At 63.0% G+C, this 14,607-nt stretch carries 10 protein-coding genes; 7 read left to right on the top strand and 3 right to left on the bottom strand.

Features of this window, described 5'->3' with window-relative positions:
* Window positions 1–47: 47 nt before the first annotated feature.
* Both BOP96_RS28490 and BOP96_RS28485 read right to left on the bottom strand, forming a co-directional pair.
* Window positions 48–911: an IS3 family transposase gene (locus BOP96_RS28490; RefSeq protein ID WP_020300743.1), complete on the bottom strand. Its 864-nt coding sequence runs from the start codon at window positions 909–911 to the stop codon at window positions 48–50.
* Window positions 908–1,201, bottom strand: a complete 294-nt coding sequence (locus BOP96_RS28485; protein WP_020300742.1) for a transposase — start codon at window positions 1,199–1,201, stop codon at window positions 908–910. Before BOP96_RS28485 ends, BOP96_RS28490 begins: the two co-directional genes overlap by 4 nt.
* Before the next feature lie 274 nt (window positions 1,202–1,475).
* Here BOP96_RS28485 and lexA point away from each other — a divergent pair, with 274 nt between their 5' ends.
* From lexA to uvrA, 6 genes are all read left to right on the top strand, one after another.
* Window positions 1,476–2,093: a transcriptional repressor LexA gene (gene lexA, locus BOP96_RS28480; protein ID WP_073454671.1), complete on the top strand. Its 618-nt coding sequence runs from the start codon at window positions 1,476–1,478 to the stop codon at window positions 2,091–2,093.
* Window positions 2,093–2,707, top strand: coding sequence for a translesion DNA synthesis-associated protein ImuA (gene imuA, locus BOP96_RS28475; protein WP_003191873.1), 615 nt, complete (start codon window positions 2,093–2,095; stop codon window positions 2,705–2,707). Before lexA ends, imuA begins: the two co-directional genes overlap by 1 nt.
* A 7-nt stretch (window positions 2,708–2,714) precedes the next feature.
* Window positions 2,715–4,130 carry a Y-family DNA polymerase gene (locus BOP96_RS28470; protein WP_060767417.1) on the top strand — a complete coding sequence of 472 codons (1,416 nt, stop codon included), beginning with the start codon at window positions 2,715–2,717 and terminating at the stop codon, window positions 4,128–4,130.
* A 35-nt stretch (window positions 4,131–4,165) separates the two neighbouring features.
* A complete protein-coding gene (locus BOP96_RS28465; protein ID WP_073454670.1) occupies window positions 4,166–7,237 on the top strand; it encodes an error-prone DNA polymerase in 3,072 nt (1,023 codons plus the stop codon).
* 101 nt (window positions 7,238–7,338) lie between these two features.
* Window positions 7,339–9,051 carry an ATP-binding protein gene (locus tag BOP96_RS28460; protein WP_014718178.1) on the top strand — a complete coding sequence of 571 codons (1,713 nt, stop codon included), beginning with the start codon at window positions 7,339–7,341 and terminating at the stop codon, window positions 9,049–9,051.
* The gene (gene uvrA / locus BOP96_RS28455; RefSeq protein ID WP_073454669.1) at window positions 9,048–11,567 is read left to right on the top strand and encodes an excinuclease ABC subunit UvrA; all 2,520 of its coding nucleotides are present in this window, start codon (window positions 9,048–9,050) and stop codon (window positions 11,565–11,567) included. The genes BOP96_RS28460 and uvrA overlap by 4 nt, the downstream gene beginning before the upstream one ends.
* 58 nt (window positions 11,568–11,625) lie before the next feature.
* Here uvrA and tkt read toward each other — a convergent pair whose 3' ends face one another.
* Window positions 11,626–13,683 carry a transketolase gene (tkt, locus tag BOP96_RS28450; RefSeq protein ID WP_032903879.1) on the bottom strand — a complete coding sequence of 686 codons (2,058 nt, stop codon included), beginning with the start codon at window positions 13,681–13,683 and terminating at the stop codon, window positions 11,626–11,628.
* Between the two features lie 175 nt (window positions 13,684–13,858).
* On the opposite strand from tkt, the gene BOP96_RS28445 reads away from it, so the two are divergent.
* Window positions 13,859–14,083: a DUF465 domain-containing protein gene (locus BOP96_RS28445; protein WP_014718181.1), complete on the top strand. Its 225-nt coding sequence runs from the start codon at window positions 13,859–13,861 to the stop codon at window positions 14,081–14,083.
* The last annotated feature ends 524 nt before the right edge of the window (window positions 14,084–14,607 follow it).

Here is a 14,607-nt window from a genome sequence, read left to right as displayed (position 1 = left end):
AAAGTAAGCATGGGCCTGTCCCCCGGCAGCGTACGCCATGAAGCTGGTTATCCAGTCTTCTGCCTCAAGCTCTTTGCATATTCGTTCGGAGAACGATACCCCAGAGCTGAGTGCAGTCGACTGCTGTTGTAAAACCCATGCACATAGCTGGCGATCGATAGCTGTGCCTGTTTTTTGGTGGGGTAGACCCCAAAAGCCTCCTCTCTTTTCAGCGTAGCGAAAAAACTCTCCGCCACTGCGTTATCCCAGCAATTTCCCTTTCGACTCATGCTCTGTTTGAAGTCCTTCTTAGCTAACGCTAGACGGAACTTACTGCTTGCGTACTGACGGCCCTGATCGGAGTGAAATACTGCTCCGCTAGTGCCAGAACAGGCGCTCCAGGCATTCAGAAACGCACTTTCCACCAGGCCATCTGGCATGCGGTCTGACAAGCTGTAGCCCAAGATCTGGCGGGTCTGGATGCTCAACACTACGGCCAGATACAGCCAACCCTCTCTGGTTGGGAGATAGGTGATATCACTGACCCAAGTCGGAGTGGGGTTATCGATGGCAAACTGCCGCGCCACCACATTGTTCGCGACCGGCAAGTAATGGTTGCTGTCAGTGGTACAGGGCCTGAAACCGCGTTTGGACTTGCCGTGAATACCCTCCTCCTGCATCAACCGGCTGACTCGCTTGTGGCCCACTGCATACGATTTCTGGCGTAAGGCTGCGACCAACCGTGGCCGACCGTAGGTGTGTCGACTGGCCGCATAGACGCTGCGCAACTCAATGCGAATCTGAGCGTCAGGATCAGGGCGAGGCTGCCTGTGCGTGTAATCGTAGAAACCTGAAGTTGAGACTTCCATCACCCGGCACAACATACGTACCGGGTATTGAGTCCGTTCAGCAGCGACGAAGGCGTATCTCACCTGGACTCTCTGGCGAAGAATACCGCCGCCTTTTTTAGGATTTCACGCTCCATTTTTAGCTCGGCAACCTCGGCTCGCAGGCGGGCAAGCTCGCTGTCCTCCTTAGTGATGGGCTTGCGCTCGGGCGAGCTCAACGGTTGACCCTTGCGCGTGGCGTTCACCCAGTTATCGAGCGTTTTGACGGACATCTCTAGCTGGCGGGCAGCTTCGGTTCTGCCAACGCTTTCAGCTAACGCAACCGCTTGAGTCTTGAACTCATCGGTGTAGTTACGGCGAGTGGATGGATACATGGCAACCTCCAAGAGAACGATTTAAGTATCGCTTCTTGGCGTCCGTTGTCACGGGACAGGCCCACCGTTACCGCAGGAATGGATATGTACACGGTCCAACTGTGTTGACTGTCAGGCCGCTATCGCAGGCAAGCCAGCTCCCACAGTTGAATCATGGGGTGTCAGGTAGGCGGGCGTCGACTGTCAGGCCGTCACGGAGGCAAGTCCCCTCGCACAGGTGTAACACCCAGCCCCGACTGACGGTTATTGTCAGAAATTTCCCACAGGAGTACAAATGTACTCCATGACAAGCCTGACTCCCCGCCGCACCGCCATCCTGACCTTCATTCGCGAGCGCATCGCGCAACAAGGCCAGCCTCCCAGCCTCGCCGAGATCGCCGAGGCGTTCGGCTTCGCCTCGCGCAGCGTCGCCCGCAAGCATGTGGTGGCGCTGACCGAAGCCGGCTTTATCGAGGTCAACCCCAACCAGGCCCGTGGCATTCGCTTGCTCAATCAACCTGCGCGTCCCGAGTGGCTGGATGTACCGGTGCTCGGCCGTGTGGCGGCCGGTCGGCCGATTGGCGCCGATGCCGAGGTGCACAGCCGCTTGCAACTGGACCCCGCCACCTTCGCCAAAACCCCCGACTACCTGCTGCGAGTGCAGGGCGATTCGATGATTGAAGATGGCATTCTCGATGGCGACCTGGTGGGCGTACGCCGCACTGCCGAAGCCTTGAACGGGCAGATTGTGGTGGCGCGCCTGGACGGCGACGTCACCATCAAGCGATTCGAGCGCCACGGCGACAGGGTTCGCCTGTTGCCGCGCAACCCGGCGTATCAACCCATCGTGGTCGGGCCCGAGCAGGACCTGGCCATCGAAGGCGTGTTCTGCGGCCTGGTGAGGCAAGGCTGATGGGCGCCGTGGTTGCCCTGGACTCGCTGTTCAATGGCGGGCGAGTCTGGAAGGGCCGGCCCGCCGCGCCACCGGCCAGCGTACATCCCACAGGGCTGGCGGCGCTGGATGCGGTGCTGCCCAGTGGCGGCTGGCCGGAGTCGGCCTTGAGTGAAATCCTGATGGCCCAGGACGGGGTGGGCGAGTTGCAACTGGTGCTGCCCACACTGGCGCGCTTGTCGGCCCTGGGCGAGCGCATTGTGCTGGTGGCGCCGCCCTATACCCCCTATCCCCATGCGTGGCAGAACGCCGGGGTGGATGTGCGCCAGTTGTCCATCATCCGGGCCGAGGAGCGTGACGCGCTGTGGGCGGTGGAGCAATGCCTGCGTTCGGGCAGTTGCGGGGCGGTGTTGTGTTGGCCGCGCAAGGCCGATGATCGTGCCTTGCGGCGTTTGCAGGTAGCGGCGGAAACCGGGCAGACCCTGGCGTTTGCCTGGCGCTCCTTGAGCGAGGCGATCAATGCCTCGCCCGCCGCCCTGCGCTTGGCGGTCGAGGCCAGGCCCGCGCAAGTGCGGGTGCTCAAGTGCCGTGGCGGGCTGGCCCATCCGGCGCCGATTGCCCTGGCGGGGCATTGAGGTTGCCATGCGTTGGGTGTGTATTGTCTTCCCGCAATTGGCGCTGGACGGGGCACAGCGTGTGCACCCCGAACCCGAGCAGCCGCTGGCGCTGCTGGCCGGCACGCCGCAGCGGCGTGTACTGCAAACCGTCAACGCCGCCGCCCGCGCCTTGGGCCTGCGCCCCGGGCAATCGTTGACGGCGGCCCATGCCCTGGTCAAGCACTTTGCCTGTGTCGAATACGACCCGTTGGAGATCGAGCGCCTGCAGCAGTTTCTGGCCGCCTGGGCCTATCGTTTCAGCTCCCAGGTCAGCCTGTATTACCCACGGGCTTTGTTGTTCGAGATCGAATCGAGCCTGGGCCTGTTCGGGCCCTGGCCGCACCTCGAGGCGCGTTTGCGCAAAGAGCTGACCGAACTTGGCTTTCGCCATCGCATCGTCGCTGCGCCCAACCCGGCGGCGGCGCGGATATTGGCAAACGGCTACGACGGCCTGGCCGTGGCCGATGACCGCGCCCTGATGCAGGCCCTGGCATCGTTGCCTATCGACCGCGCGGGCCTTGAACCCCAGGCCGCCACCGCCTTGTCGCGCATGGGCCTGCGCAGCCTGGCCCAGGTGCAGGCCTTGCCACGGCATACCCTGGCGAGACGCTTTGACGCCAGCCTGCTCAAGCACCTCGACGCCCTGAGCGGGCAGCGGCCATTGGCCCTGGAGTTCTATCAACCGCCCGACCAGTTCGATGCACGCATCGAGTTGAATTTCGACGTGCAATCCCACCAGGCGCTGTTGTTCCCCTTGCGGCGCTTGACCGGCGATCTGTCCGCTTTCCTGTGCGGGCGTGACAGTGGCGTGCAGCGCTTTGACCTGCACCTGGAACACGCCCAGGCACACGACAGCGTGATCAAGGTGGGCCTGCTCAGTGCCGAGCGCGAGCCTTCGATGTTGTTCGAACTGGCCCGTGGGCGCCTGGAGCAGGTACAGGTCACCGCGCCGGTGCGGGGGGTGCGCCTGGTGGCCGAGGACTTGCCGGTGTTCGTGCCGCAACGCCAGGACCTGTTCGACGACCGCCCGCAACAAACCCTGCCGTGGGAACAGTTGCGCGAACGCCTGCGTGCACGTCTGGGGGATGAGGCGGTGCAGGGCCTGCGTTTTCAGGCCGACCACCGCCCCGAATGCGCCTGGCAGGCCGCGACCGACCCCCAGGCGTGCCCGAGCTTGAACAAGGTCCGCCGCCCAGGCTGGCTATTGCCGCAACCGACCTTGCTGGCCGAACACGGCGTACAGATCCTGATGGGCCCGGAGCGCATTGAATCCGGCTGGTGGGATGGCGCCGATGTGCGCCGCGACTATTACCTGGTCCAGACCCGCGCCGGCCAGCAGGGGTGGGCCTATCGCACGGTGGGGCAAGGCGATGGGCTGTGGTTGCAAGGGTGGTTTGCATGAAGACCCTTGGGCCGCCACCTACTGTAGGAGGGTACATGAGTTACGCCGAGCTGCACTGCCTGTCCAATTTCAGTTTCCAGCGTGGCGCCTCCAGTGCGCTGGAGCTTTTCGAGCGCGCCAAGCGCCAAGGCTACAGCGCCCTGGCGATTACCGATGAATGCACGCTGTCGGGCATCGTGCGCGCTTGGCAAGCCGCCAAAGCCGTAGACTTGCCGTTGATTATCGGCAGCGAAATGCACATCGAAAACGGCCCGAAACTGGTGCTGCTGGTAGAGAGCCTGAGCGGTTACCAGCACCTGTGCCGGCTGATCACCCTGGCCCGGCGGCGGGCTGAAAAGGGCCGCTATCGCCTGCTACAGGAAGATTTCGAGCAACCGTTGCCCGGTCTTTTGGCGTTGTGGGTAGCGCAAGACAGCGACACCCAGGCCAGCCTCGACTGGCTGCGCCGCACCTTCGACCAGCGCCTGTGGCTGGCGGTGCATCTGCATTGCGGCCAGGACGATGCGCGCCATCTGCAACAGCGCTTGCAACTGGCCCACAGCCTGCAAATCCCTGCCGTGGCCTGCGGCGATGTGCATATGCATGCGCGGGGCCGCCGGGCCCTGCAAGACACCATGACCGCCATCCGCCACCACGTGCCGGTGGCCGAAGCCGGCACGCGCCTGCACCCCAATGGCGAACGCCACCTGCGTAGCCTCGATGCGCTGGCGGCGCTGTATCCCCAGGCCTTACTGGATGAAACCCTCGCCATCGCGCGGCGCTGCACCTTCGACCTCGGCCAGTTGCGCTATCACTATCCACGCGAGCTGGTACCCGCGGGGCATGACGCCCAATCCTGGCTGCGCACCCTCACCGAAGAAGGCATCGCCCAGCGCTGGCCCGAAGGCATCGACGACAAGACCTTGCAGCAAATCCATCGTGAACTGCAGCTGATCAGCGAGCTGGGTTACGAAAGCTATTTTCTTACGGTGCATGACATCGTGCGTTTCGCCCGCAGCCGTTCGATTTTGTGCCAAGGCCGTGGTTCGGCGGCTAACTCGGCGGTGTGTTTTGCCTTGGGCATCACCGAAATCAACCCGAGCCTGACCAACCTGCTGTTCGAGCGCTTCCTGTCCAAGGAGCGCAACGAGCCGCCGGACATCGACGTGGATTTTGAGCACGAACGCCGCGAAGAGGTGCTGCAATACGTGTTCCAGCGCTATGGCCGCACCCGTGCAGCCTTGACGGCGGTGGTCAGCAGTTACCACGCCACGGGCGCGGTACGTGATGTGGCCAAGGCCCTCGGGCTGCCGCCGGACCAGATCAACGCCTTGGCCGATTGCTGCGGGCGCTGGAGCGATGAGGCGCCGCCGTTGGAGCGCCTGCGTGAAAGCGGCTTCGACCCGGACAGCCCACTGCTGCGGCGTGTCTTGACGTTGACCCAGCAACTGATCGGTTTTCCGCGGCACCTGTCCCAGCACCCTGGCGGCTTTGTGATCAGCGAATACCCGCTGGACACCCTGGTGCCGGTGGAAAATGCGGCCATGGCCGAGCGCACCATTATCCAGTGGGACAAGGACGACCTCGATGCCGTCGGCTTGCTCAAGGTGGACATCCTCGCCCTGGGGATGCTCAGCGCGATCCGCCGCTGTTTCGATTTGCTGCGCCGGCATCGCCACCGGGACTTGAGCCTGGCCACGATTCCCAAAGAAGACCCGGCCACCTACGCCATGATCAGCAAGGCCGACACCATCGGTGTATTCCAGATCGAGTCGCGGGCACAGATGTCGATGTTGCCCCGGCTCAAGCCGCAGACGTTTTATGACCTGGTGATCGAGGTCGCCATCGTACGGCCTGGGCCGATCCAGGGCGGCATGGTGCATCCGTACTTGCGTCGACGGAATAATGAAGAGCCCACGACCTATCCGTCGCCGCAATTGAAAGCCGTGCTGGAACGCACCCTGGGCATCCCGCTGTTCCAGGAACAGGTGATGCAGATCGCCATGGTCGCCGCCGACTACAGCCCCGGCGAGGCCGACCAGTTGCGCCGCTCCATGGCCGCCTGGAAACGCCACGGTGGCCTGGAGCCGCATCAGCAACGCCTGCGCACCGGCATGCTGAAGAACGGCTACACCGAAGCCTTTGCCGCGCAGATTTTCGAGCAGATCAAGGGCTTTGGCAGCTATGGTTTCCCTGAGTCCCACGCCGCCAGTTTCGCCTTGCTGACCTATGCCAGTTGCTGGCTCAAATGCCATGAGCAAGCGGCCTTCGCCTGCGCCCTGATCAACAGCTGGCCCATGGGCTTCTACAGCCCGGACCAGATCCTGCAGGACGCCCGGCGCCATCGCTTGCAGATCCGCCCGGTGGATGTGCAGGCCAGTGACTGGGAGTGCAGCCTGGAGCCCATCGACGGCCAGCAACCGGCGATTCGCTTGGGCTTGCGCATGATCTCGGGGTTTCGCGAGGAAGACGGGCGGCGTATCGAAGCGGCGAGGCAGCAGCGGCGGTTCAACGACATCGCTGACCTGGACGCGCGCGCCGGCCTGGATACGCGTGCCCAGGCGCTGCTGGCGGATGCCGGGGCCTTGCGCGCCCTGGCCGGCAACCGCCATCAGGCGCGCTGGGACGTAGCCGGTGTGCATCAGCAACTGGGCTTGTTTGCCGGCCTGCCGAGCCCCGATGAAACGCGGGTGGCATTGCCCGAGCCCACGGTAGGCGAAGATTTGCACGCCGATTACGCCACCCTCGGTACCACCCTGGGGCCCCATCCCCTGGCGTTGTTGCGCGCCGAGTTACGCCGGCGCCGCTGCCGCAGTTCCCAGGAGTTGCTGGCGGTGGAACATGGGCGCAACGTGAGCATCGCCGGGCTGGTCACAGGGCGCCAACGCCCAGGCACGGCGAGCGGCGTAACCTTTGTCACCCTGGAAGATGAGTTCGGCAACCTCAATGTGGTGGTCTGGCGCGACCTGGCCGAGCGTCAGCGCCAGGCGCTGGTGGGCTCGCGTTTGCTCAAGGTGGACGGCCGTTGGGAGGCGGTGGGTGAGGTGCGGCATTTGATCGCGGGGCGCCTCACCGATTTGACGCCGCTGCTGGATGGAATGGTGGTGCGCAGCCGGGATTTTCATTGAGTTCCAGGGGTTTATGCATTCCTCTGTGTTCAGGATGAAACCATCCACCGCTGGCGCGCTCCAAAACTTGCGACTGTCTTGTCCCTGCACAGAGCCCAATCATGCAATTTTTATCCAACCCCCATGGCTGTGAAGGCTGGGCCGGCGAAATGGCCCAGCGGATTCGCACGTTTGACTGGTCAAGTACCGACCTTGGCCCCTTGGATCAGTGGTCCACGAGCCTGGCTTGCACCGTGCAAATGATGCTCGCCTCACCCGTGCCGATGGTGATGCTGTGGGGGCGGGCAGGGTACATGATCTACAACGACAGCTATTCGGCATTTGCCGGCGGGCGCCATCCCTACCTCTTGGGCACTCCGGTCGAACTGGGCTGGCCGGAGGTGGCCGAGTTCAATCGGCATGTGGTGGATACGTGCCTGGCGGGCGGCACCTTGTCGTTCAATAACAAGGAGCTGGTGCTATCGCGTCACAGCCAACCGGAAAGCGTATGGCTGGACCTCTATTACAGCCCCGTGGCCGGGGACAACCAACAGCCGGCCGGGGTGCTGGCGATCGTGGTGGAAACCACCGAACTGGTGAAGTCCGAGCGGGTGCGCCAGGAGCTCACCCATAATCTGGAGCAACGCGTAGCCGCTGAAGTGCAGGCGCGGTCGGCCGCAGAAGACCAGTTGCGCCAGTCACAGAAGCTGGAAGCGATTGGCGGCCTGACCGGGGGCGTGGCCCATGACTTCAATAACTTGCTGCAAGTGATCGCCGGCAACCTGCATTTGCTCGCCAGGCATGAACCGGACAACCCCCAGGTGCAACGTCGCGTCACCGCCGCCATCGCCGCCGTGGAGCGAGGGGCCAAGCTGTCGTCGCAACTGCTGGCCTTTGCGCGTCGCCAGCCCTTGTCTCCGGCGGTGTACAACCCGCAGCGCATCTACGCCGGCCTGGGCGAGCTGTTGCAACGGGCGTTGGGGGAAACCATTCATATCGACGTGCAACTGCCCCAGGACTCCTGGTGCATCAATGTCGACCGCAACCAGCTGGAAAACGCGCTGCTCAACCTGGCGATCAACGCCCGCGATGCCATGCAGGGCGAGGGTGTGATTCGTATCACCGGAGAAAACGTCATCCTCAACCCGGACGATTGCATCGGTAAAAGCATCAAGCCCGGCGAGTACGTGCGCCTGGCAGTGGCCGACACCGGCGTGGGCATGTCCGAGGCGACCCTCAAGCGCGCATTCGAACCCTTTTTTACCACCAAGCGCGAAGGCCACGGCACCGGCCTGGGCCTGAGCATGGTGTTCGGTTTTGTGCGCCAAAGTGGCGGGCACGTGGACATGTGGAGTGAGGAGGGCAAGGGCTCGGTGGTGCAGATGTATTTCCCCCACTGCCTGGAGCCTGAATGCTTCGACGACTACAGTGATGCGGACCTGCAAGGCGGCGGCCAGGAAACCATCCTGGTGGTCGAGGACAATGAAGGCGTACGCCTGACGGTGGTCGAGTTGCTGCAGCAGTCGGGCTATACCGTACTGATTGCCGAGGATGGCGACCGCGCGATGCAAGTGTTGCAGCGCGGCGTGTCGCCGGACCTGATCTTCACCGATGTGGTGATGCCCGGTCGGGTCAAGAGCACCGACCTGGCCACCTGGGCCCGCGCGCAGAACCCGCCGGTGCCGGTGCTGTTTACCTCAGGCCATACCCGCGACATTCTGTCTTCCAATCATCTGCTCAGCGCCGATATCCACCTGCTGAGCAAACCCTACAGCCCCGATGCCCTGACCCAACGCGTGCGCAGGGTGCTAAGCGCAAGACAAGGTTGCCCATGACTTCACAGCGCAACATCCCACCGCTCACCGCCCGGCAAGCGGGCTTTGTCAGGGTGCGTGGCGCCCGTGAACATAACTTGCGTAATGTCGATGTGGATATTCCCCGGGACGCCCTAGTGGTGTTTACCGGCGTGTCTGGCTCCGGCAAATCGTCCCTGGCGTTTTCCACAGTGTATGCCGAGGCCCAGCGCCGCTATTTCGAATCGGTGGCGCCCTATGCGCGGCGCTTGATCGACCAGGTCGGCGTGCCGGATGTAGACAGCATCGAAGGCTTGCCGCCTGCCGTGGCCCTGCAACAGCAACGCGGTACACCCAGTGCGCGCTCGTCGGTGGGCAGTGTCACCACCTTGTCGAGCTTGATCCGCATGCTCTATTCCCGCGCCGGCCGTTATCCGAAAGGGCAGGCCATGTTGTACGCCGAGGACTTCTCGCCGAACCTGCCCCAGGGCGCGTGCCCGCAATGCCATGGCCTGGGCCGTGTGTATGAAGTGACCGAGGCGCTGATGGTGCCCGATCCGTCATTGACCATCCGCCAACGTGCAGTGGCGTCCTGGCCGTTGGCGTGGCAGGGCCAGAACCTGCGCGACATCCTTGTGACGCTGGGCTATGACGTGGACATCCCATGGCGCGACTTGCCGAAAAAGCAGCGCGACTGGATTCTGTTCACCGAAGAAACCCCCACCGTACCGGTGTACGCCGGCTTCACCCCGCAGCAGACCCGCGAGGCGTTGAAACGCAAGCTCGAACCCAGCTACCAAGGCACCTTCAGCGGCGCTCGGCGCTATATCCTGCACACCTTCGCCCACACCCAAAGCGCGCTGATGAAAAAGCGTGTATCGCAGTTCATGCAAGGCAGCGCCTGCCCATTGTGCGAGGGCAAACGCCTGACCCAGGCGGCGTTGTCGGTGAAGTTTGCCGGGGTGGATATCGGTGAGCTGTCGCAATTGTCCCTGGCGCAATTAGCCGAGTTGCTGCAGCCGGTGGCCGCGGGGCACGACACGATGAAGCTGTCGGTGGAAAAACGCCTGGCGGCCCAACGCATCGCCCAGGACCTGCTCGAGCGGGTCAACACCTTGATCGAACTGGGCCTGGGCTATCTGTCCCTGGAGCGCAGTACGCCGACCCTGTCGTCCGGGGAGCTGCAGCGTCTGCGCCTGGCTACCCAATTGGGCTCGCAGTTGTTCGGTGTTATTTATGTGCTCGATGAGCCTTCGGCGGGCCTGCACCCGGCGGATGGCGAAGCATTGTTCACGGCGCTTGATCGTTTGAAGGCCGCGGGCAATTCGCTGTTTGTGGTGGAACATGACCTGGAAACCATGCGCCGCGCCGACTGGCTGATCGACGTGGGCCCGGCTGCCGGCGAGCATGGCGGGCAAGTGTTGTACAGCGGGCCGCCCGCAGGGTTGGCGGACGTCGAGGCCTCGCAGACCCGTGAATACCTGTTTGCCCCACCTCGCCCGGCCAATGCGCCAAGCCGCGAGCCGGCCGGGTGGCTGAAGCTCACAGGCGTGACGCGAAATAACCTGAAAGATTTGAACGTGGATTTTCCGCTGGGCTGTTTCACCGCGGTGACCGGTATTTCCGGCTCGGGCAAGTCCAGCCTGGTCAGCCAGGCGCTGCTGGAGCTGGTGGGCACGGGCCTGGGGCGTGTGCTGGAAAGCGACGACGAACCGAGCCTGGAAGATGCTGCACCGCAAGCCAGTGGCGGGCGCATCAGCGCCGGGCTGGAGCACATCCAGCGCCTGGTGCAGGTGGACCAGAAGCCCATCGGCCGCACGCCGCGCTCCAACCTGGCGACCTACACCGGGCTGTTCGACAACGTGCGCAAACTGTTCGCCGCCACGCCAGCGGCCAAAAAGCGCAATTACGATGCCGGGCAGTTCTCCTTCAATGTCGCCAAGGGCCGTTGCCCGAACTGTGAGGGTGAAGGTTTTGTCAGCGTCGAGTTGCTGTTCATGCCCAGCGTGTACGCGCCATGCCCGACCTGCCACGGCGCGCGCTATAACCCCGACACCCTGGCGATCAAATGGCAGGGCTTGAATATCGCCCAGGTGCTGGGGCTGACGGTGGAGCAGGCGGTGCAGGTGTTCGCCGAGCAACCGGGCATCCTGCGCTCGTTAGTCGTGCTGCGCGATATCGGCCTGGGTTATCTGCGCCTGGGGCAGCCGGCTACCGAGCTGTCCGGCGGCGAAGCCCAACGCATCAAGCTCGCTACTGAACTGCAACGTAACGCCCGGGGCGCCACCTTGTATGTCTTGGACGAACCGACCACCGGCTTGCACCCCAAGGACGTCGATCGTTTGCTCAGCCAGTTGAATCACTTGGTGGAGGCGGGGCATACGGTGGTTGTGGTGGAGCATGAAATGCGCGTGGTGGCCCAGAGTGACTGGGTGATTGATATCGGCCCGGGGGCAGGGGACCTGGGCGGAACGGTAGTGGCGTGCGGCACGCCCCACAAGGTTGCCAAGAGCAAACACAGCCGCACCGCACCTTATCTAGCCCAATCACTGATCTAACGGGGGCTGATGCCCAACATGTGGGAGGGGCAAGCCCGCTCCCCCATTAAGCCCCGTGTTAGTCAGTGAGGTTGTGCTGGATCTGCTCTTTGGCCAGCTTCACCACATTCTCCACGGTAAACCCGAACTTCTCCTGCAACTTGGCCAGTGGTGCCGAGGCGCCGAAGCTGTTCATCACCACTTTGGCGCCGGTCTGCCCGACGTAGCGGTCCCACCCCAAGGGCCCTGCCTGCTCCACCACTACACGGGCTTTTACCGCAGGCGGCAGGACGCTGTCGCGGTAGGCTTGATCCTGGTCTTCAAACAGCTCCCAACTGGGCATCGACACCACGCGAGCGCCAATGCCTTGGTCTTTGAGCTGCTCATAAGCGGCCACCGCCAGGCCCACTTCGCTGCCGGTGGCGATCAAGATGACCTTCGGTTGATCCGCGTCGGCCAACACATACGCACCTTTGGCCGCGCCGGAAGCTGCGGCAAAGTGGTTGCGGTCGAGGGTCGGCAATGCCTGGCGCGATAACACCATACAGCTGGGCCGATGGGTTTGTGCCAGCGCCACCTTCCACAGCTCAAGGGTTTCATTCGCATCGCCCGGCCGTAGCGTCAACAGCCCCGGCGTGGCACGCAGTTGGGTCAGGTGTTCGATGGGCTGGTGGGTGGGCCCGTCTTCGCCTACGCCGATGGAGTCATGGGTAAACACGAAGATCACCGGCAATTCCATGATCGCCGCCAGGCGGATTGGCGGTTTCATGTAGTCGCTGAACACCAGGAAGGTCGAGGTGTACGGGCGCAGGTAGGACAGCGCCATGCCGTTGGCAATTGCGCCCATGGCGTGTTCGCGGATACCGAAGTGCAGGTTGCGCCCGCTGTAGTCACCCGCGCTGAAACGCCCGGCACCGTCGAAGGTGAGGTTGGTCTTGGTCGAGGGCGACAGGTCTGCCGAACCGCCCAGCAGCCATGGAATTTGTTGGGCGAAGGCATTCAATACCTCGCCGCCCGAAGCACGGCTGGCGACGCCTTTGGCATCGGCGGCAAAGCTGGGCAGGTGTGCTTGCCATTGCTCGGGCATCTCCCCGGCGCGCATGCGTTGCAGCTCATCGGCCCGTTGCGGGTCGAGGGCGGCGAGGGTCTGGTTCCACTCGGCGTACAGCGGCTCGGCGCGTTCGTAAAGGGCATCGCGCAACAGTGTGCGGGCCTCTTCGGGCACGAGAAAACTTGAATCCTGCGGCCAGCCATAGGCGGCCTTGGTCAGGCGAATCTCGTCCTCTCCCAGTGGCTCGCCATGGGCCGCAGCGGTGTTGTGTTTGTGCGGTGAGCCGTAGCCGATCACGCTGTCCACCACGATCAAGGTGGGGGCACCGGTGTTGGCCTTGAAGGTTTCCAGCGCCACGCTCAAGGCCGGCAAGTCATTGGCGTCGGTGACGTGCACGGTGTGCCAGCCATAAGCCTGGAAGCGTTGGATCACGTCTTCACTGAACGCCAGCTCAGTATGGCCCTCGATGCTGATGGTGTTGTTGTCATAGATCCAGCACAGGTTATCGAGCTTCAAGTGCCCGGCCAGGGACGCGGCTTCGCTGCTGATGCCCTCCATCATGTCGCCATCACCGCACAGGGTGTAGACGTCGTAGTCAAACAGCACCTGGCCGTCGCGGTTGAAGCGCTGGCCCAGCCAACGCTCGGCCATGGCCATGCCCACGCTGTTGGCGCAGCCCTGGCCCAGCGGCCCGGTGGTAGTTTCCACGCCCGTGGTCATGCGGTACTCGGGATGGCCTGGGGTCTTGGAGCCGATCTGCCGGAACTGCTTGATGTCGTCCAGGCTGACGGCCGGCTCGCCCGAGCGCTGGCCATGGGCATCGATTTCCACCACGCCGGCCAGGTGCAACAGCGAATACAGCAGCATCGAGGCATGCCCTACCGACAGCACAAAACGGTCACGGTTGGGCCAGTCAGGATGCTCGGGGTGATAACGCAGGAAGCGACTCCACAACGTATAACCCACCGGCGCCAGGCCCATGGGCGTACCCGGGTGCCCCGAATTGGCCTTCTGCACGGCATCCATGGCCAGGGTGCGTAGGGTGTTGATGCATTGGGTGTCGGCAGCAGTGGCAACGTGATTCATAAAACCGTTCTCCCTGGGGTGGCGATCTACAGTGGAGGGCGGGGCGGGGCAAAGGTTTGATCCCATCGCTTGCGCCGCGACGAACGGGACGTTGTTGGCCTCAAACATGACAAGAGCTGTTGGAATGGGCTAGCTTCAAGGGCGTAGACCATCGATCAATCTGTGGAGGTACGCCATGCCAGTGAAACACGACCTGTATCAGGACTTGGGGTTGAGCAAGGAAGTTGTTCACGAACGCAGGGCGCAGGACAAACGGTTGGATGCGTTGCTCACTCAATACGACGACGCCGACGCTGAGGTGCTAAAAGCGGAAAAAGCCAGTGCCAGCGATGAGGATGTGGAAAAGCTGAAGAAGAAACGGCTATTGGTCAAAGACGAAATTGTGGGGCGGCTGGGTTAGGCAATCCCTCGCCACACACTTGGAATGTGCACATTTGTTCAGAATTGTCTGGAGGACAAATGCCGTTTCACTCCTTATGATGCGCCCCGTCCACTCGGCTCTGGGGCTTGTTGCGGCGCAAGGATTGCGTTGTTTGAGCCGGGTGGGCATCCTCAGAATTCATGCAACACAGGGCCGAATCGGTCGGCTGCAAATGCTGCCTGTGGGAGCGGGCTTGCCTGCGATGGCGGCCTCCCAGCCGACGCCTATCCACCTGACACCCCACAATCCAATGTGGGAGTTGGCTTGCCTGCGAAGACGGCCTCCCAGCCGACGCCTATCCACCTGACACCCCACGATCCAAATGTGGGAGCTGGCTTGCCTGCGATGACGGCCTGACAGTCAACACAGTTGGACCGGGTACATATCCATTCCTGCGGTAACGGCCACTTAGGGTTCCGCTTGTACAGCGGCTCACTTTTGAAAAGCCGGAATGCCGGCCCAGACAAAAGTAAGCAAAACGCTCTTGCCCCACCACTCGGCAC

The organism is Pseudomonas sp. FSL W5-0203, from assembly GCF_001896155.1.
Taxonomy (GTDB): Bacteria; Pseudomonadota; Gammaproteobacteria; order Pseudomonadales; family Pseudomonadaceae; genus Aquipseudomonas; species Aquipseudomonas paracarnis.
Note: the sequence above shows the minus strand (reverse complement) of the source record. Positions and strands in the feature narration are given on the sequence as shown.